Annotated in this window: 16 protein-coding genes; 7 read left to right on the top strand and 9 right to left on the bottom strand. The window is 63.7% G+C overall.

From position 1 onward, the window contains the following. Positions 1 to 15: 15 nt before the first annotated feature. From ACMGF8_RS25870 to pvdM, 3 genes are read right to left on the bottom strand one after another with little or no spacing between them, the layout of a single operon-like run. Positions 16 to 906 carry a formylglycine-generating enzyme family protein gene (locus tag ACMGF8_RS25870; RefSeq protein ID WP_060840281.1) on the bottom strand — a complete coding sequence of 297 codons (891 nt, stop codon included), beginning with the start codon at positions 904 to 906 and terminating at the stop codon, positions 16 to 18. Between the two features lie 47 nt (positions 907 to 953). Then, a complete protein-coding gene (locus ACMGF8_RS25865; protein ID WP_416757701.1) occupies positions 954 to 2,240 on the bottom strand; it encodes an aminotransferase class V-fold PLP-dependent enzyme in 1,287 nt (428 codons plus the stop codon). A gap of 32 nt (positions 2,241 to 2,272) precedes the next feature. Beyond that, a complete protein-coding gene (gene pvdM, locus ACMGF8_RS25860) occupies positions 2,273 to 3,622 on the bottom strand; it encodes a pyoverdine-tailoring dipeptidase-like protein PvdM (protein WP_416757699.1) in 1,350 nt (449 codons plus the stop codon). 173 nt (positions 3,623 to 3,795) lie between these two features. Here pvdM and ACMGF8_RS25855 point away from each other — a divergent pair, with 173 nt between their 5' ends. Then, complete coding sequence (locus ACMGF8_RS25855) at positions 3,796 to 5,424, top strand: PvdJ/PvdD/PvdP-like protein (protein ID WP_102861756.1); 1,629 nt, start codon at positions 3,796 to 3,798, stop codon at positions 5,422 to 5,424. Positions 5,425 to 5,476: 52 nt separating this feature from the next. Here the strand turns inward: ACMGF8_RS25855 and ACMGF8_RS25850 are convergent, their stop codons facing one another. From ACMGF8_RS25850 to ACMGF8_RS25830, 5 genes are all read right to left on the bottom strand, one after another. Next, entirely contained in the window at positions 5,477 to 5,914 is a 438-nt protein-coding gene (locus ACMGF8_RS25850; protein WP_115580559.1) for an SMI1/KNR4 family protein, read from the bottom strand. Positions 5,915 to 5,942: 28 nt separating this feature from the next. Next, a complete protein-coding gene (locus ACMGF8_RS25845) occupies positions 5,943 to 6,242 on the bottom strand; it encodes a DUF3349 domain-containing protein (protein WP_102861754.1) in 300 nt (99 codons plus the stop codon). Positions 6,243 to 6,358: 116 nt separating this feature from the next. Beyond that, on the bottom strand, positions 6,359 to 7,750 hold the full coding sequence (locus tag ACMGF8_RS25840; RefSeq protein ID WP_102861753.1) for an efflux transporter outer membrane subunit: 1,392 nt from the start codon (positions 7,748 to 7,750) through the stop codon (positions 6,359 to 6,361). Between the two features lie 7 nt (positions 7,751 to 7,757). Continuing rightward, a complete protein-coding gene (locus ACMGF8_RS25835; RefSeq protein WP_416757696.1) occupies positions 7,758 to 9,731 on the bottom strand; it encodes a MacB family efflux pump subunit in 1,974 nt (657 codons plus the stop codon). Beyond that, entirely contained in the window at positions 9,732 to 10,904 is a 1,173-nt protein-coding gene (locus tag ACMGF8_RS25830) for an efflux RND transporter periplasmic adaptor subunit (protein ID WP_102861751.1), read from the bottom strand. Positions 10,905 to 11,226: 322 nt separating this feature from the next. Between ACMGF8_RS25830 and ACMGF8_RS25825 the strand changes: the two genes are divergently transcribed. The 4 genes from ACMGF8_RS25825 to ACMGF8_RS25810 all read left to right on the top strand — a co-directional run bounded on the left by ACMGF8_RS25825 (position 11,227) and on the right by ACMGF8_RS25810 (position 15,030). Beyond that, complete coding sequence (locus ACMGF8_RS25825; protein WP_277989225.1) at positions 11,227 to 11,709, top strand: sigma-70 family RNA polymerase sigma factor; 483 nt, start codon at positions 11,227 to 11,229, stop codon at positions 11,707 to 11,709. A gap of 197 nt (positions 11,710 to 11,906) precedes the next feature. Beyond that, entirely contained in the window at positions 11,907 to 13,244 is a 1,338-nt protein-coding gene (locus tag ACMGF8_RS25820; RefSeq protein WP_416757692.1) for a lysine N(6)-hydroxylase/L-ornithine N(5)-oxygenase family protein, read from the top strand. 278 nt (positions 13,245 to 13,522) lie between these two features. Next, positions 13,523 to 14,239 (top strand): MgtC/SapB family protein, encoded by a 717-nt coding sequence (locus ACMGF8_RS25815; protein WP_102880155.1) that lies wholly within the window; start codon positions 13,523 to 13,525, stop codon positions 14,237 to 14,239. A 335-nt stretch (positions 14,240 to 14,574) separates the two neighbouring features. Then, the gene (locus tag ACMGF8_RS25810) at positions 14,575 to 15,030 is read left to right on the top strand and encodes a response regulator (RefSeq protein ID WP_102861747.1); all 456 of its coding nucleotides are present in this window, start codon (positions 14,575 to 14,577) and stop codon (positions 15,028 to 15,030) included. Positions 15,031 to 15,122: 92 nt separating this feature from the next. Here ACMGF8_RS25810 and ACMGF8_RS25805 read toward each other — a convergent pair whose 3' ends face one another. Next, positions 15,123 to 16,031 (bottom strand): LysR family transcriptional regulator, encoded by a 909-nt coding sequence (locus ACMGF8_RS25805; protein WP_102861746.1) that lies wholly within the window; start codon positions 16,029 to 16,031, stop codon positions 15,123 to 15,125. A gap of 97 nt (positions 16,032 to 16,128) precedes the next feature. Between ACMGF8_RS25805 and ACMGF8_RS25800 the strand changes: the two genes are divergently transcribed. Continuing rightward, entirely contained in the window at positions 16,129 to 17,004 is an 876-nt protein-coding gene (locus ACMGF8_RS25800) for a pirin family protein (RefSeq protein ID WP_416757690.1), read from the top strand. Between the two features lie 144 nt (positions 17,005 to 17,148). Beyond that, on the top strand, positions 17,149 to 17,775 hold the full coding sequence (ycaC, locus tag ACMGF8_RS25795; RefSeq protein ID WP_102861744.1) for an isochorismate family cysteine hydrolase YcaC: 627 nt from the start codon (positions 17,149 to 17,151) through the stop codon (positions 17,773 to 17,775). The last annotated feature ends 28 nt before the right edge of the window (positions 17,776 to 17,803 follow it).

Here is a 17,803-nt window from a genome sequence, read left to right as displayed (position 1 = left end):
CGATGAGGGGAAGGGTCAAAGGTCGCGGGCAACCCGGAACCCCAGCCAGTCACCACGATCGGTGGGATAGATGTTGTTGCGGTTGCCTGAGCGGGAAAAAATCGGCGCTTCGGTCCAGTCGTTGCCGCGCATCTGCAGGACGCTGCAGTTGGGCTCGGTCCAGGCGCTGCCGTCGGTGGGGGCGCCGACATAGCTGTCATGCCAGCAGTCGGGGGTGAACTCGTAGACATTGCCGTGCATGTCGTAGACGCCAAAGGCGTTAGGGGGGAAGGAGCCGGCGGGCGAAGTGAAGCTGAAGCCGTCTTCCGGGCCGTAGGTGTTGGCGTGCTTGGCAATGCTGTATTCCTTGCCCTCGTCGAAAGGGAAGGGGAAGGGGCCGGTGCTGCCGGCGCGGGCCGCGTATTCGCGCATGGCTTCGCTGACGATGTAGTAGTGCTGGCCGGTGCGCTTGGACAGCCAGGCGGTGTAGGCCTGGGCTTCGTTGAAGTCCATGCACACCGCCGGTTGGCGCGGGCCGACTGGGTAGCGGGGTTTGCCGGCCTTGCATTCGCGACCGGGGCGCGTGTCGCCGTCGGGCATCTGGTAGCCGGTTTCCTTCAGGTAGGTGGCCCATTCGCCGGCCAGGACCTGGAAGCGTCCGATGGCGAATGGCTTGGCGAAGGTCACTTCATGCATCGGACCTTCGTCCTCCTGGCGGCCGACCTCGTCAGCGGGGGTACCCATGGTGAAGGTGCCGGCGGGCAGCACCACCATTTCCGGACAGTCCTTGCAGTCCTTGAACACCTTGCCCGGCTGGGGCGAGGCGGCGGCCTGGGCGGCGGTCGGCAGCAACAGGCTCAGCAGCAAGGCCAGGGAGAGGCTGGCCAGGGGCGGGCGGAGGGCGGTGCTCAGTGAATGCTGTTTCATCATGACTCTCTTTTTAAAAGTGACGCAGGGCGCAAGGAGGAGCGGTTTCAGACCTTTTTGCGCAGCAGGTCCACGAAGCGATCGATCTGTTGTTCGTCGTTGAGCAGGCCAGGCGCGGTACGGATCACCGGACCGACGTCCCGGTCCACGGCATCGACCACCACCCGATTGGCCATCAGGTAGGCGGCGAACTGGTCGCAGTCCTGATTCTTGATCCGGAAGAAGGTGAAGCCCGCTGACAGCTCGGGGCTCAGGGGGGTGACCAGCTCCACTTGGGGCAGCTCCTGCAGACGTTGCTTGAGGTAGCTGTTGAGGGCGTGGATGCGCGCCTGGACCTTGGCCTTGCCCAGCTGCAAGTGCAGCTTGAAGGCTTCATCCAGGGCCCAGCGGTGTTCAAAGGCGTGGTAGCCGCCGGGGGTCATGCTGGTAGCGAAATTGTTGTCCTCGGAAAAGGTCGGCACGCTGGGGGTAACGTCCTTGAGCTCTTCGGAACGGGCGCAGATGATCCCGGTGCCGCGAGGGCCGAACATCCACTTGTGAGTGCCGGAAATGAAGTAGTCGCAGTGCATGTCGGGGAAGTCCAGGTTGTCCACGCCAAACCCGTGGACCCCATCCACCACATAGATGATTCGGTCTTTGTCGTCGCGGTTGCGGTTGAACTCATCCACCAACTGGCCGATCTCGCCGATCGGCAGCTTCACGCCACTGCCCGACTGCACCCAGGTCATGCCCAGGACTCGGGTATTGGGGCGGATGCTGCGCTTGATCGAGCCCAGGATTTCATCCTTGGACACCCGGTGCGGGTCCTTGAACAGGCTGATCTTGCGCACCTGGGTGCCTTGTTTGGCCACGCGGAAATTCAGGCTGTATTCGGTGGCGTAGTGTTCGTGGACCGTGGTCAGGATCTCTTGATCGGGCCGCACGTGAAGGCCGCCGTAAATCATCGCCAGGCCTTCGCTGGTGCTGCCGGTGAGGGCGATCTGGCCGGGCTTGGCTTGCAGGTAGCGGCCCGCCCATCGACGCACCTCGGCCTCGCGTTTCCAGGGTTCCTGCAGGTCCCAGTCCATGGCCAGCCCCGGGTTGCGGTCGATATTGGCGCGATGCCGTTCGATGGCTTCACGCACGGGCCTTGGGTGCGAGGTCACCAGGAAGTTGGAAAAGTGAATGGAGTCCGGGTCCTGGTCGAACAGCAGGCGCAGTTGCGCCCATGGGTCCTTGGGCGCAGGGGACGGGGCGCTAGTGCTGGTGCCGGACGCGGCCAGGGCGCCGGCGCCCAGAGGCAGGCCGGCGGCGAGGATGCCGGCCTGTTTGAGAAATGTACGGCGATCGGTCATGAGCTCATTTCACTGGTTGGCAAAAGGGGGGATCAGCGATGGGCCAGGGGCTTGGCGGATTTCTGCACCTGCTCCCAGACCCGCAGGAAGTTGCCGCCCCAGAGCTTGGCGATATCCGCTTCGCTGTAGCCGCGCTGCAGCAGTTCGGCGGTGACGTTGCGGCCCTCGCTGACATCCTTCCAGCCGTCCAGGCCGCCCCCGTCGTTGAAGTCCGAACTGATGCCGACGTGGTCGATGCCGATCTTCTTCACGGCGTAGTCGATGGCGTCGCCGAAGTCCTTGAGGGTGGCCTTGGGTTCTGCTTCGACAATGCTGTACAGCTCGCCGGCGTATTCGCCGAAACGCTGTTCGGGCCACACGGTGATGATGGCGTCGCCGGGCATCAGGGCCATTTCCAGCCCGGTCAAGGGTTGCAGGTCGAAACGCGCGCGCAGGGCGTTGAGCTTGTCCCGGGTCGCTTGGCTCAGGGGACGGATGTAGGTGGGGAAACCGACGATCTGCACCACGCCGCCGCTGTCCTTGATCAGCTGCATTTCCCTGTCGCTGAGGTTGCGCGGGATATCCACCAGGGCCCGGGGCGCCGAGTGCGAAGCGACGAAGGGCGCGCGGCTGAGTTGGCTGACCTGCTCCAGGGCCTTGGTCGACATCTGCGAGACGTCGATGATCACCCCCAGGTCGTTGAGTCGGTGCACGGCCTGCCGGCCCAGGTCGGACAGGCCGCCGAGGGCGTCCGGGGTGTCGTTGAAGAACGGCAGTGGACGCGAGGAGTCGGACCAGGCGTTGTTGCCCACGTAGCTGAAACCGAACATGCGCATGCCCCGGGCCGCCCAGTGATCGAGCTGGTCGAGATCGGTGCCCAGGGGGTAGGCGTTGAGCATGCTGAGGAACACCGCGAACTTGCCTTCGCCGTTGAGGCGGCGGAAGTCGTCCGGGGTATAGGCAATGCCCACCTGGTTGGGGAAGTCGCGGACCATGCCGGTGAGGATCTTGTAGCGCGCTTCCTGCTCGTTGCGCGCGGCGTCGACAAAGCCCGCCGTGGGACGATGAGGGGCATTTGCGCCGTTCCAGATTTCCGGCCAGCCGAAAATCGTCAGGGCTGCGCCGGACAGGCGCCCGCGTCCGGCCTTGGCCAGGTCGAACTGGCCGCTGCCGTCCTTGTCGGCCTCGTTGCCGGCACTGCCGAAATCCAGGGGCACGGTAATGTGGCTGTCGAAGGAGAGGATGCGCTCCTGCAATTCTTCGGCCTGCTTCATCACCTTGACCGGGTAGCCCGGGTTGTTCCTGAACCAGTAGTCCCAGGCCAGGAAGCCGGCGCCGGCGCCAATCGCCAGGGCCAGCGGCAGGCCGATGTAAAGAGCCTTCTTCGAACGTGGTTTTGTCATTGCCATCTCAGTCGGTTTCGCCGTCAAGGTGCAGGCACGGGGGCCTTTGCTATCTGGGAAGAACGAGCCAGTGACGAAGAAATTTAAGTCCCCTGCGCGGGCGGTAAATTTCCGTGGGCAATAAACGTTCTAGCTTGGATAAAGCCTGCATCAGGGCTGACACAGGTAGGGCAATGACGATTTCTCGACGAGGGTTCATGGCGGGCTTGGCGCTGACTGGCGCTGCCGTGCCGGCGGCGTTTTATGTGCATCGCGAATTGACGCGTGAGGAATTCCCGATCACCCCGGGCGAGGCCACGGTGGAGCTGGCGGATACCGCCGGGCAACGCTTGGCGGACCAGTTGCGGGGCATCTGGAGCATTCGCTTTGAAGGCGCCGATGCCGGGCTCGATGGCCTGGGGCGCCAGGACTTGGAAGTGTTTCTCGACATCGCCCAGCGCGGGCGTGGCCTGCGCGGCTACCTGGATACCGCCGAGGGCCTGCGCGGCGCCGCCGAGCCGCGCTACCGGATCGTTGCCGACCTGGTGAGCCCACAGCCGGGTGAGATGTACTGGCGATTGATTCCTGCCACGGCGGTGGACGGTGCCGCCACTTATGAGTTCAAGATGAGCCTGGATGAAGTCTGGGCCGATTTCGCCAACGCCGGCAGCGGCACCCTGAGCGGCCGTGTCGAGCGCCTGGACCGGCCCCTGGCGCTGCCCGCCTTGGACAACCGCTTTGTCGCCACCAAGCAGATGTTTCCCGAGGCTCGCCAGCGTATTGGCCTGAACCCGACGCTGCTGGCCTGGCTGGTGTCGCCCGAGCATCGGTTGTTCCACCAGCTGTGGCACGCGACCCGGGACAAGTGGCACCGGCTTTCCGAAGAGAAGCGTGACGCCCTGCGCGGCATCGGCTGGCAGCCCGGTCCTCGGGGGCAGGAGCGCGATGCGCGCGGTCCGAAGAAGGATCGCAACGGCTCGGGTATCGATTTCTTCTTCATGCATCGGCACATGCTGGGCACGGCGCGTTCCATGCAGGACTTGCCGTCCTGGCAGCATTTCCCCCTGCCGCAGCCGGAACTGCTGCGTGATCGCCTGGGTTTCGCCCGCTATTTCGACAACCATGACGGCGGTTCCCTGCCGCCGGCGTGGCTGGCCGATGACGATGACGACTACAGCCAGTGGGTCAGCGACATCAAGGCCGGCGAGACCTACCACAGCAACTTCCAGGTCTGGGAGTCGCAGTACCGCAACCCGCGCTACCTGGCGAACCTGACCCTGGGTCAGTTCGGCTCGGAAATCGAGCTGGGCCTGCACGACTGGCTGCACATGCGCTGGGCCTCGGTGCCGCGTGATCCTTCCAGCGGTGCACCGGTGCCCATGGCCCGCGATCCGGCGGACTTTTCCCCGCGCTGGTACCAGCCGGAAAACGACTTTCTCGGCGATCCGTTCTCCTCCCATGTCAGCCCGGTGTTCTGGCGTTTTCATGGCTGGATCGACGACCGCCTGGAGGACTGGTTCCGCGCCCACGAACGTTTCCATCCCGGCGAGCTCAAGCGTCTGGAAGTCAATGGCGTGCCCTGGTTCGCCCCGGGGCGCTGGGTCGAGGCCGGCGATCCCTGGCTGGGGCCGGTGACCCACGGTTGCAGCACCATCCCTGGATTGCAGACCGGCAAGACCGTGGAGATGGACCCGGAAACCATGAAGCTGGCCCTGCGCATCACCTTTATCGAGGATGAAAAGCAGTTGGCCGATCTGCTACGCAAGGTGCCTCGCCGGCCCTGGTATGCGCGGCATTTGAAGGTCAGGCAGCGACTGCTGTAGCGGCGCCGGACTGATCGTGAACTTCGAGTCTGGAGGTCGTTGCTAGGGGTGTTCAGATCGAAAGGGCCACTTCGGCCAGGAAGCTGAACAGTTCTGGGTATCCGGTCTGCTGCCATGCTTGGGTTTCATGATCAAAAAAGCACACCTCTGCCAGGCATTGGGTGTTTTCAATCCGGAATCCGTAGAAGTCGCCGCAGCCGTTCTCTGAAAACAACAGATGACACTTGCCAATCAGTGGGTGTTGTCGATTGATTCTGGCCAGGTTGAAATCGCTGTCTCTGTCCAGTGAGTAGACGATTCCCAAGGCAAAGTAGCCGCCCCCATGCTTCAGCAGGAACTGGCGGTACTCGACAGGAAGTCGCAGCGCCAGGTCATTTTGAGCCTCGGTGATGTCCTCCTCGGTGGCGGCGCTGTCCGAAGGGAGCTCAAACCAGATCGGATGGAGGTTCTTCTTGGCATTCAGCAGTTGTTCAAATTCACTGAAGTTCATTGTCCTGGTCTTCTTGAGGGGCGATGCATCAGCTGTCGGCCAGTGTTTCAGACGCTCCGTGATGGTTCAGGCGCTGAGTTAGCGATGCTATCTCCTGGGCTTTCGGTTTCTTGCTGGTCACGGCCTCGTAGATCTCGTTGAGGACCAGATCCGGGTCCTTGTGGGTGAGCTGTGAGATGACATTCGCCAGGTTTCGATCTGACAGATGTTCATATAGCGCTGCCAGAAGAGGGCGGTAATCGGTTGGGCTGACTCCGTTCGGGAATGCTCTTTTCAGCATCGACAGTACGTCTGCCAGGGAGGCGTCCAGCTCGGTTCCGATGGGCATGGTGGGGGTGTTGCTCGCGTCTGTTGGTGGTCGCAGATTCTAGGTCATCAGGGCCCCGGCCGTCGTTGCGACGATGGCCAGTGGTGATACCGCTGGCCATGCGAGCTTTTGCTGATTCATTGATTCCAGCCGCCACCCAGGGCCTTGTACAGGGCAATGCTGGACTGCAGCCGTGACAGCCGCAGTTGCACGTTCTGATCCTGGGCGGCGTACAGGGTGCGCTGGGTTTCCAGAACGGTCAGCAGGTCTTCGGCGCCGGCCTGGTAGCGGCTCTGGGCGATCTCGAAGGCCCGTTGCGCCTGGTTCAATTCCTCGCTCTGCCACTGGCGTTGCTGGTCCAGGCCGCGAATGCTGTTGAGGGCCTTCTCCACATCGGCAAAACCATTGATGATCGCCCCGCGATAGCTTTCCAGCAGTTCTTCTTGGCGGGCCGTGGCCTTGTCCCGTTCGGCGCTCAGGCGCCCGGCGTTGAAGATCGGTGCCACGAGCCCGGCGCCGAGGTTGTAGAAGGGACTGCGCAGCAGGTCCGGGGCGTGGCTGGCACCGGAGCCGAGGCTGGCGCTCAGGGTCACGCTGGGCAACATGGCCGCCCGCGCCACTTTGACGTCGGCCTGGGCCGCGGCCAGTTTGGCCTCGGCGCTGGCAATGTCCGGACGCCGGCTCAGCAGGTCGCTGGGGACGCCGGCATTGATGCTCGGCCATTGCAGTTGGGTGAAGTCCTGGTGGCCCAGGTTGAGCGCCTGCACCGGTTGCCCGAGCAGGGCGGCGAGGGTGATCCGGGCTTCTTCGGCCTGTTGCTGCGCCAGGGGCAACTGGCGTTGCTGGGCGGCGACCAGGCTGCGTTGCTGGGCCAGTTCCAGGGCCGTGGCCGAGCCCGAGTCGTAGCGGGTCTGCACCAGCTTGAGCACGTTCAGGGCGTTGTCCAGGTTCAGCTGGGCGATCCGGCTTTGTTCGCTCAGCGCCAGGGCCTGGGTGTAGCTGTTGGCGACGCCGCTGAGCAGGGTCAGTTCCACGGTGGCCCGGTCGAACTCGCTGGCCTTGACCCCCAGCAGGGCGCTGTCGCGGGAGGCGTGGCGGCCGCCCCAGAAGTCGATCTCGTAGCTGGCGCTGAGGCTGGCATCGAAATAGTCCACGGCCTGGTTGTCGCTGGTGGCGTCCAACTTGCTGTAGCCCTTGCCGCGCAGCAGTTTCTGCCGGTTGGCGTTGAGCCCGCCCTTGAGCTCGGGTAGCAGTGGCGCGCCGGCGATCACGGCGCTGGCCTGGGCCTGGCGCACCCGGGCCACCGCTGCGGCCAGATCGAAGCTGCCATCGCGGGCCTGGGCGATCAGGCGGTCCAGGTCCGGGCTGGCGAACTGGCTCCACCATTGCCGGTTGTCGGCCTGGGCGGCGGGGGTGTTGGCTGTTTGCCAGGTGGCGGGGGCTTGCAGGCCGCTGTCCGGGCGCGGTGCGGGGCTGCTGCAGGCGGCCAGCAGGATGCAGGCGGCCAGAAGGCTCAGGGGTGTTTTCATCGTTCGATCATTCACTGGTAAGGGCCGTGACCGGGTCGAGCCGGGCAGCTTTGCGGGCCGGCATGAAGCCGAAGATGACGCCGGTGACCAGGGCGCAGCCGAAGGCGCCGAGGACGGCGACCAGGGAGAAGGCGATCGCCACTTCACTGAGGATCAGTACGCCACCGATCAGCAGGGCCAGGGCGATGCCGGTCAGGCCGCCGACCACCGAGAGCATCACCGCTTCGGTGAGGAACTGGCGCAGGATGTCGCGCTGGCGAGCGCCGGTGGCCATGCGGATGCCGATCTCTCGGGTGCGTTCGCGCACGGTCATGAGCATGATGTTCATCACCCCGATACCGCCCACCAGCAGCGAGATCGCGGCAATGGCGCCGAGCATCAAGGACAGGGTGTTCTGGGTGCGGGCCTCGGCCTGGATCATCGCCGCGTTGTTGGTCAGCTCATAGTCGCGCTGGCCGTTGTGCAGGCGCAGCATCAGTTGGTCGATGGCTTGCTCGGCTTCCTCGACCTTGCTGGCGTCCGCCGCGGCGATGGCCACGTACTCCGGATTGCGACTGCCAAACAGGCGGGTGCTGGCGGCGGAGTAGGGCACGGCGATGCGATCGTCGCTGTCCTGGTCGCCGGAACTGGCGCCTTTGCCCATCAGTACGCCGACCACCTGGAAGGGGGCGTTTTCGATCAGGATGTACTGGCCGATGGGGTTGGCGACGTCCTTGAGCAGTTTTTCCCGGACCTTCTTGCCGATCACCGCGACCGCGGCGCCGGCTCGTTCGTCGGCCTCGGTGAAGTAGCTGCCTTCGACCACCGGCCAGTTGAAGATGTGCGGGAAGTTGGTGTCGTTGCCCCCTACGTAGCTCATGTGATCGGCATTGCCGAAACGCACCACGGCTTCCGAGCCGTTGACCGGCATGATGCGCTTGACCTGGGGCAGGGTGGCCACGGCCGCGACGTCGTCGAGGCTGATGATGCCTTGCGGCGCGCGCGGGTTGGGCGAGTGTCCGCTGAGGTAAAGGATGTTCGAACCGAAGGCCCCCATCTGCGCCATCACCTGGCGCTTGCTGCCTTCGCCCACGGCCAGCATCACCACCACCGAAGCGACGCCAATGACGATCCCCAGCAGGGTCAGGGCCGTGCGGAAGCGGTTGATCCACATCACCCGCCAGGCGGCCTGCACCGCTTCCAGCAGTTCACCCTTCCAGGCGCCGGTGGCTTCGCTGCCGTCGGCCAGGCGCTGGCGCAGGTCCACCGCCTGCAGGGCGCCGGCGTTGGCGCTGGTCTGTACCGATGGGTCGTGGTGGGCGGTGTCGCTGATGATTTCGCCGTCGCGGATTTCGATGATGCGCTTGGCCCGGGCCGCCACTTCACGGTCGTGGGTGATGAGGATCACCACGTGGCCCTGGCTGGCCAGTTCGTCCAGCAGGGCCATGACTTCGGCGCCGCTGTGGCTGTCCAGGGCGCCGGTGGGTTCGTCGGCGAGGATGATGTGGCCGCCGTTCATCAGGGCGCGGGCGATGGACACCCGTTGCTGCTGACCGCCGGACAGTTGATGCGGGCGGTTGCCGCTGCGACTGGCCAGGCCCAGGCGCTCCAGCAGGGCGGCGGCGTGGGCGTGGCGTTCGGCGGTCGGGGTGCCGGCGTAGATGGCCGGCATCTCGACGTTTTCCTGGGCCGAGGCCGAGGGGATCAGGTGGTAGCCCTGGAACACGAAGCCAAAGGCTTCGCGGCGCAGCCAGGCCAGTTCGTCGCTGTCGAGCTGGGCGACGTTCTCCCCGGCGAACAGGTACTCGCCGGACGTCGGACGGTCCAGGCAGCCGAGGATGTTCATCAGGGTCGACTTGCCGGAGCCGGAGGCGCCAACGATGGCGACGAATTCCCCGGCGTGGATCGACAGGTCGATGCCGCGCAGGACATCGACTTGCGGGCTGTCGCCGCCGCCGTAGGATTTGCGGATGTCTCTGAGGTCGATCAGCGGAGTCTGCATTCAACCCCCGCTGCTGTTGGCCGGGCCGATCAGCAGGTGATCACCTTCGTTCAAGCCGTCGAGGATCTGGATGCGCAGGCGGTCACTGATACCGACCCGGACTTTGCGCTCGTCGATCGAACCGTTCTTGGCCACCACCCGGGCAGTCTGCAGGTCCGGCTCAGTGCTGCCCTGCAGAGCGGCGATGGGGGCGGTGAGGACATTTTTTGCCTGGTTGGCGACGAAGAACACCTGGGTGGTCATTTCCGCCATCAGCGCGTTGTCGGCGTTGTCCACGTCCAGCAGTACGGTATAGAGCACCACCCGGCCGCTGCCGCTCTTGCTGGTGCTGGTGGGGCTGCCGCTGCCCTGGCTGGTTTCGTTCAGCGGCTTGGGCGGAATGGGCAGGATCTGCCGCACGGTGCTGGTCCAGCGCCGGTTGCCACCGCTCAGGGTGGTGAAGTAGGCCTGCATGCCGGGTTTGACGTGGCCGATATCGGCTTCCGAGACTTCGGCCCAGACGGTCATGGGCGAGAGTTTGGCGATGCGCAGGATCAGCGGTGTTTGCTGCTGGGCGTTGAGGGTCTGGCCTTCGCGAGCGTCCACCGCGACCACGGTGCCGGACATGGGGGCGTAGATGCGCGTATAGCCCAGTTCCGCCTGGTCGCTGCGCAAGCTGGCCTGGGCCTGGCGGATCTGCGCCTTGTACATGTCGATGCGTGCCTGGGTGGCCTTGAGTTCGGCCTGGGCGGTCTGTACGTCCTCTTCGCGAGTGGCGCCGCCGGCCGCCAGGTTCTGCTGGCGCTGGTATTTCTGCCGGGCCAGCTGGTTCTGGGCGTACTGCTCCTGCAACTGGGCCTGCAGGTTCTCAATGGCGAAACGGCTGGCGTCGAGCTTGGCCTGTTGGGTGGCGGGGTCGATCTCCACCAGCAATTGGCCTTCCTTGACTGTGTCGCCGGCCTCGACGTGGATCTTGCGGATCTGCCCGGAGGCCTGGGCGCCGACGTCGACATAGCGTCGGGGCTGCAGGGTGCCCAGGGCGGTGACGCTGCTTTCGATATCGCCACGGCTGACTTGCACCGTCGCGAACTGATCGCGCCCAGGGGGAATGAAGGTCCAGGCAGTGATGGCTACAACGGGAATCAAGCAGAGTGCGGCAAGCAGGGCGCGTCGGGTATGTCGGGGACGTTTCATGCAGGGTTCCGGCCAGGGGAAATCGGCCCGTCATCCAGCCGTTGCTGCTTCACGAGGCAAGGCCGGGCGCTGCCGTCGGGGCGGCAGATACGGGGAGCTGTCAGGTAAACGAGAAGCGCGCGGGGGAATTTAACTCCCGACACATGGGGTTACAGCTGCTTGAACACGAAATATCTACGGATCGCTGCAGCAGTACTTTAAATCTATATGAGAATTACTATAAATTACGTCGCTCCTAAACTGCCATCATTGAATGACTGGATCAGTCCCCTTGCCACGGATCTTGTTCAAGGACAGAAATCACCCACCTGGGTCGGGAGTCATGTTGGAAAGTTACTACCGCGAGCTGATGGGCTTCCTCAACGCCAGGCTTGGCAACCGCCAGGCCGCCGAGGACGTTGCCCATGACGCCTTTGTGCGGGTGCTGGAGCGCCCCAGCGCTCCTCCCATCGAGCAGCCGCGGGCCTTCCTTTATCGCACGGCGCTGAATCTGGTGATCGATGACCATCGGCGTAACCAGCTGCGTCAATCCGAACCCCTGGAAGCACTCGACCAGCAAGAGCACTGCTTCAGTCCGTCACCGCAGGCGAGCCTGGATCAGGGGCAGCGCCTGGAGATGCTCCAGCGAGCCTTGGCGGAACTGCCCCGGCTGTGCCGCGAGAGTTTTCTGCTGCGCAAGCTTGAAGGTCTGTCCCATGTGCAGATTGCCGAGCATCTGGGCATTTCCCGCAGCCTGGTGGAAAAACACATCGTCAATGCCATGAAGCATTGCCGGGTGCGCCTGCGTCAGTGGGAAGCTCAGTGACCAGCGGCGCATGCTGGCGGCACTGAGCCTGGTGTAGTGGCGGCTGACTTTTGTTTGCCGGACAGCCGGGGCAGTGGGTTAAATTTTTTTTCATCGTCCTCGTTCCTACTCAACAGACGACCTGTTGGCCCTCAGGGGCCGGCCAGGTCACCGGCGTAATTCCCCGCGTTGAGGGGCTTCTCCAGAGGACACTGGACATGACACAGGCAATGGCATCGGCCATCGTTCACGATTTGATTGGTATCGGTTTTGGTCCCTCGAACCTGGCGCTGGCCATTGCGCTGGAGGAGCGCGGCCAGGTTCAGGGTCCTCTGGACGTGCTGTTTCTCGACAAACAGGCCGATTATCGCTGGCACGGCAATACCCTGGTGACCCAGAGTGAACTGCAGATTTCCTTCCTCAAGGACCTAGTCACCCTGCGCAACCCCACCAGCCCTTACTCGTTCGTCAACTACCTCAAGCACCATGGACGCCTGGTGGACTTCATCAACCTCGGGACCTTTTATCCGTGCCGCATGGAGTTCAACGACTATCTGCGCTGGGTCGCCGCTCAATTCAAGGACCAGAGCCGCTACGGCGAAGAGGTCCTGGCCATTGAGCCGCTGTTGCACAACCAGCAAGTCGAGGCGCTGCGGGTCATCTCGCGCAATGCCCAGGGGGAAGAGTTCATCCGCAGCACCCGCTCGGTGGTGGTCAGCGCTGGTGGAACGCCGCGGATTCCCGAGACTTTCAAGGCGCTCAAGGGCGACCCTCGGGTCTTCCATCATTCTCAGTACCTGGAGCGCATGGCAGAACAACCTTGTATCGCCGGCAAGAAGATGAAAATCGCCATCATTGGTGGCGGCCAGAGTGCAGCGGAGGCCTTCATTGACCTCAATGACAGCTTCCCGTCGGTGCAGGTGGACATGATGATCCGTGGCTCGGCACTCAAACCGGCCGACGACAGTCCCTTTGTCAACGAAGTGTTCTCGCCCGAGTTCACCGACCTAGTGTTCCAGCAAGCCAGTAGCGAACGTGAGCGCCTGGTCAACGAGTACCACAACACCAACTATTCGGTGGTGGACATCGACCTGATCGAACGCATCTACGGGATCTTCTACCGCCAGAAAGTCTCGGGGATCGCCCGTCACGCATTCCGCACCCTGACCCTGGTGGAAAAAGCCGTGGCTACCGATCAAGGCATCGAGTTGGTGCTGCGCAACAATGCCACCGGCGCCTGCACCACTGAGCACTACGACGCGGTAGTGCTGGCCACCGGTTATGAGCGCCAGATGCATCGTCAACTGCTGGCGCCTCTGCAGGAATACCTGGGCGACTTCGAAGTGGACCGCAACTATCGGGTGATCACCGACGAGCGCTGCAAGGCCGGTATCTACATGCAGGGCTTCAGCCAGGCCAGCCATGGCTTGAGCGACACCTTGCTGTCGGTACTGCCGATTCGTGCCCAGGAGATCGCCGATTCGCTGTACGAACATGGCAAGACCCGCGGTCATAGCCGCTCGGTCCGCGACCTGCTGCTGGCTACCGCCAGCTGACCGGCGCCACGGCCGCTCTTGCGTGGCCTGCGCGGACGGGCGCCAAGACAATCTTGCAGAGCTCTTCGCCGGCAAGCCGGCTCCTGCCGTTCGGGGTTATCCCGGGTGTTTTTTGCAGGAGCCGGCTTGCCGGCGAAGGCGTTCCTGAACCTTGGCTTGAGAACTGTTCGATTCCTCTGGCCGCGTCGTGGTGGCCAGCGGCAAGTTTCGGGGTTGCGGCGTACTGCTTGTAACTTGCTGCTTGTAGCTTGCCGCTAGTCGCCAAGAGGATTTTCGATATGCAGGCCTTGCACAACATCAACCTGGACTCGCTGATCGATACCCTGGTCAGCCTCAGCGCGGCTTTTATCCTTGGCGGCCTGATCGGCTTTGAACGCCAGTACCGGCAGCGCACCGCGGGCTTGCGCACCAACGTGCTGGTGGCGGTGGGCGCGGCGATTTTCGTCGACATGGCCAACCGCCTGGGCGGTGCCGACGGCGCGGTGCGGGTGGTGGCCTACGTGGTGTCGGGCATCGGCTTTCTCGGCGCCGGGGTGATCATGCGCGAGGAGGGCAACGTCCGCGGGCTGAACACCGCCGCCACCCTTTGGGCTTCGGCGGCGGTGGGCGCCTGTGCCGGTGCCGATCTGGTTCTCGAAGCCCTGCTGGGCACCCTGTTCGTGCTGGCCGCCAATACCCTGTTGCGGCCCATCGTCAACAACATCAACCGCCAGCCACTGGACGTGATCTCCGCCGAGGTCACCAACATCGTCTACGTCATTGCCCAGCGTTCGAACCAGAAGGCCGTGTTCGCCTTGCTGGAAGCCGAGTTGACGCGCAGCAATTACCCGGCCAGCGATGTCGATGTGCATGCTTTTGGCAACGATGAAGTGGAGATCGAGGCGACTCTGGCCAGCACCTCGGTGGACGGTGAAGAACTGGATGCGCTGGTGGCGCGGCTGTCCACCTCGGCCCTGGTGCAGCAGGCGTTCTGGAGCCCGAGCACCACCGAGTGATAGGGGCTTGATGATGGCTGGCGTGTTGTCTTTTGCTGTTCTCAGAGACCGGCAGTGGGTTCTGGGAAAAGCCTTACAAAACAACAAGACCTTTCAGTCTCGTACCCCTCTGCTAAAAAAACCGGGCGGCGATTAAGGTAGTGAGCGACTTAGAAAGAGCTAGCGGTTGGGCTTGTGCAGTAGCTGACTTGTCCGAAAAAACTACGGCAAGAGCATGCTGGGCGTGGTTTTCAGATTAATCCTAGAGAAAACCCTCCGACACTTCCCTAGCCTTCTACCGATCTAGGAGGAAGGCCGGCAGTCGCCGGTCGTAGTCTCAAAAGCAGGATCCAGAAATGTCCAATAGAGCGCTGCGCATACTGATTGCCGATGATCAACATTTTCATCGCATGCAGATCGAACGAACCTTGAATCAACTGAATTACTACCGCATTGCACCCGTGCACACATTGGAGGAACTGCTTTCGCTGGTGGAGTACGCCTGTGATCCGTTCGATCTGCTGATCATCAACGGCAGCCTGGCCACCCACAGCGGTTTCGATCTGCTGGACTTCTGCCTGGACAACCCCCAGCTCGGCCACGCCCTGATCTATGACAGCCAGCGCTTTCCACCCATCCCCAGCAGCCTGCGGCACCGGATCCAGGCCAGCCGCGCCGAGTTGCCGGACAGCGAGGCGATCCGGCGTTTGATGCAGCAGATCGATCCGCCCGTGTTCCGGACCTCCAGGTCGGGCGGCATTCAGTGGCTGCCGGAACTGCAGCACGGCGGCTGGCGCGCCAGTGCCAATTGATTCAATCGCGCTCTATGCAGAACGGCATCCCCAGGGATGCCGTTTTACGTTGCGCTGCGGACAAGGCGCCGCCGATGGAGCCGGCGTCGGGGTCAGGCCATGTCGCTGTGGCTGAACTCCTCGCCGAGAAAGTCGATCAGGCTGCGTACCGAAGGCAGCAGGCCGCGGCGTGACGGGAAGATGGCGTGGACGATCCCGCAGCGCGGCGCCCAGCCGGGCACCAGTTCCAGCAGGCGCCCGGCGTCCAGGTCCTCGCGGACCACCACCTTGGGCAGGTGGGCGATGCCGACGCCCGCCAGCACCGCGTGGCGCAGGGCCAGCAAGTCGTCGGTGACCATCCGCGGCCGATGGCGGATCAAGGCTTCGGCGCCGTCGGGCCCCAGCAACTGCCATTGGTAATCGCGTTGCGCCGCTCCCCAGTGCAGGCTCGGCAGGCCACTCAGATCTGCCGGTGTAGCCGGGCTCGACAGGCGCTGGAGAAAGTCCGGATGGCCCACCAGGCTCTGGGTGCTGTTGCCCAGTACCTTCATCACCAGATCGGTGTTTTCCAGGGGCGGGAAGCGCACCCGCAGGGCAATGTCGAAGCCCTCGTGGATCAGGTCGACCCGGCGGTTGGTGCTTTCGATGAACAGCTCGACCAGGGGGTACTTGAGCATGAAACGGGTGAGCATCGGCCCGACCCAGGAGTTGAGCAGGGCCGTGGGGCAGGCCACGCGCACCAGGCCTTGAGGTTCGGAGCGATTGCGTTCGATGACTTCCGCCGCGCCCTCGGCTTCCACCCGCATGGCCAGGCAGCGTTGGTAATACTCCTGGCCGATCTCGGTCAGCGAACAGTGGCGGCTGGTGCGCTGGATCAGGCGCACGCCGAGGCGCTCCTCCAGCTGGGCAATCCGTCGGCTGAGCTTGGACTTGGGCATGTCCAGGGCGCGCCCGGCGGCGGCGAATCCTCGGTGCTCCACCACTTGGGTGAAGTAGTAGAGGGTATTCAGGTCTTCCAAGATCGTTCTCCAAATAGAACGCTAAGGGCGATTTTTGCAGTCTAGCGCGGCAAAGGTGTGAGTTTTAAGGTGTGTCCATCAGATAGTTCTGGAGGACGACATGAAAAACATCATCGGCATCTACACCAGCCCCCGGCCTCACTGGGTCGGTGACGGCTTCCCGGTCCGCACCCTGTTTTCCTACGACAACCTGGGTCAGCACATCAGCCCGTTCCTGCTGCTGGATCACGCCGGCCCCGCCCAGTTCAGCCCCACCAACACCCGCCGTGGGGTCGGTGAACATCCCCATCGCGGCTTCGAGACAGTGACCATCGTCTACGACGGCGAAGTGGAGCACCGTGATTCCACCGGCAGCGGCGGCAAGATCGGTCCGGGCGACGTGCAGTGGATGACCGCCGCTTCGGGGATTCTCCATGAGGAGTACCACTCCGCCGATTTCGCCCGGCGTGGCGGCAATCTGGAAATGGTCCAGCTGTGGGTCAACCTGCCGGTGAAGGACAAGCTCGCAGCTCCCGGTTACCAGACCCTCGTTGCGGCGGACATCCAGCAGCTCCCGCTGCCCGGCCATGCCGGCAGCCTGCGCCTGATTGCCGGTGAGTTCGCCGGCCAGCGCGGCCCGGCGCGGACCTTCACCCCCATTGACGTCTGGGACATGCGCCTGCTGGCCGGCAAGCACCTGGAGCTGCCCCTGCACCCGGGGCGCAACACCGCCTTGGTGGTGCTGCGTGGCACGCTGCAGGTCAATGGCCAGGAGCGGGTCGCGCAAGGACAGTTGGCACTGTTGGAACGCGAGGGCGACCTGATCAGCCTGCAAGCCGACAGCGACGCGATTGTGCTGTTGCTCAGCGGCGAGCCCATCGACGAACCCATCGTCGGGCACGGCCCGTTCGTGATGAACAGCGAAGAGGAAATTCATCAGGCCTTCGTCGACTTTCAATCGGGACGCTTCGGCCAGATGGACGCCACCGGTCACTGACCGGCAGCGCTGGCGCGGCGCGCATGGCCGACTAGGCTCTGCGAGTCGCGCGCTATCCCCAATGTCCGCCCTCACGCTGCAGGTGCGGCCATGGGTTTAACCCCAGCCGGGTTATCCGGCATCGATCATTAGCGAGGACTCACCATGACTAACGCCTACAAACGTCTCGACAAGGAAAATGCCGCCGTTCTGCTGGTTGATCACCAGGCCGGCCTGCTGTCGCTGGTCCGCGATATCGAGCCTGATCGCTTCAAGAACAACGTGCTGGCCCTGGCCGACCTGGCCAAGTACTTCAAGCTGCCGACCATCCTCACCACCAGTTTCGAAACCGGACCCAACGGCCCGCTGGTGCCAGAGCTCAAGGCGCTGTTTCCCGACGCGCCGTACATTGCCCGTCCCGGCCAGATCAACGCCTGGGACAACGAAGACTTCGTCAAGGCGATCAAGGCCACCGGCAAGAAGCAACTGATCATTGCCGGGGTGGTCACCGAAGTCTGTGTGGCGTTCCCGGCGCTCTCGGCCCTGGAAGAAGGCTTTGAAGTCTTTGTGGTCACCGATGCCTCCGGCACCTTCAATGCGCTGACCCGGGACTCGGCCTGGAACCGCATGTCCAACGCCGGCGCGCAGTTGATGACCTGGTTCGGCCTGGCGTGCGAGCTGCATCGTGACTGGCGCAACGATGTCGAAGGCCTGGGCACTCTGTTTTCCAACCACATCCCCGACTACCGCAACCTGATGACCAGCTACAACACCCTGACCCAGGGCCAGTAAAGCCCCGGCAACGGCGGGCATCGCGCCC

This window comes from Pseudomonas sp. BNK-7 (genome assembly GCF_048072025.1).
Classification (GTDB): domain Bacteria; phylum Pseudomonadota; class Gammaproteobacteria; order Pseudomonadales; family Pseudomonadaceae; genus Aquipseudomonas; species Aquipseudomonas danubii.
This window is presented reverse-complemented; position numbering and strand designations above follow the sequence as displayed.

Coding starts and splice junctions, on each gene's coding strand:
- ACMGF8_RS25845 (WP_102861754.1), bottom strand. CDS start 6,242: ATGCCCATCGGAACCGAGCTGGACGCCTCCCTGGCAGACGTACTGTCG.
- ACMGF8_RS25855 (WP_102861756.1), top strand. CDS start 3,796: ATGACGATTTCTCGACGAGGGTTCATGGCGGGCTTGGCGCTGACTGGC.
- ACMGF8_RS25815 (WP_102880155.1), top strand. CDS start 13,523: ATGCAGGCCTTGCACAACATCAACCTGGACTCGCTGATCGATACCCTG.
- ACMGF8_RS25850 (WP_115580559.1), bottom strand. CDS start 5,914: ATGAACTTCAGTGAATTTGAACAACTGCTGAATGCCAAGAAGAACCTC.
- ACMGF8_RS25835 (WP_416757696.1), bottom strand. CDS start 9,731: ATGCAGACTCCGCTGATCGACCTCAGAGACATCCGCAAATCCTACGGC.
- ACMGF8_RS25840 (WP_102861753.1), bottom strand. CDS start 7,750: ATGAAAACACCCCTGAGCCTTCTGGCCGCCTGCATCCTGCTGGCCGCC.
- pvdM (WP_416757699.1), bottom strand. CDS start 3,622: ATGACAAAACCACGTTCGAAGAAGGCTCTTTACATCGGCCTGCCGCTG.
- ACMGF8_RS25830 (WP_102861751.1), bottom strand. CDS start 10,904: ATGAAACGTCCCCGACATACCCGACGCGCCCTGCTTGCCGCACTCTGC.
- ACMGF8_RS25870 (WP_060840281.1), bottom strand. CDS start 906: ATGAAACAGCATTCACTGAGCACCGCCCTCCGCCCGCCCCTGGCCAGC.
- ACMGF8_RS25865 (WP_416757701.1), bottom strand. CDS start 2,240: ATGACCGATCGCCGTACATTTCTCAAACAGGCCGGCATCCTCGCCGCC.
- ycaC (WP_102861744.1), top strand. CDS start 17,149: ATGACTAACGCCTACAAACGTCTCGACAAGGAAAATGCCGCCGTTCTG.
- ACMGF8_RS25825 (WP_277989225.1), top strand. CDS start 11,227: ATGTTGGAAAGTTACTACCGCGAGCTGATGGGCTTCCTCAACGCCAGG.
- ACMGF8_RS25810 (WP_102861747.1), top strand. CDS start 14,575: ATGTCCAATAGAGCGCTGCGCATACTGATTGCCGATGATCAACATTTT.
- ACMGF8_RS25820 (WP_416757692.1), top strand. CDS start 11,907: ATGACACAGGCAATGGCATCGGCCATCGTTCACGATTTGATTGGTATC.
- ACMGF8_RS25800 (WP_416757690.1), top strand. CDS start 16,129: ATGAAAAACATCATCGGCATCTACACCAGCCCCCGGCCTCACTGGGTC.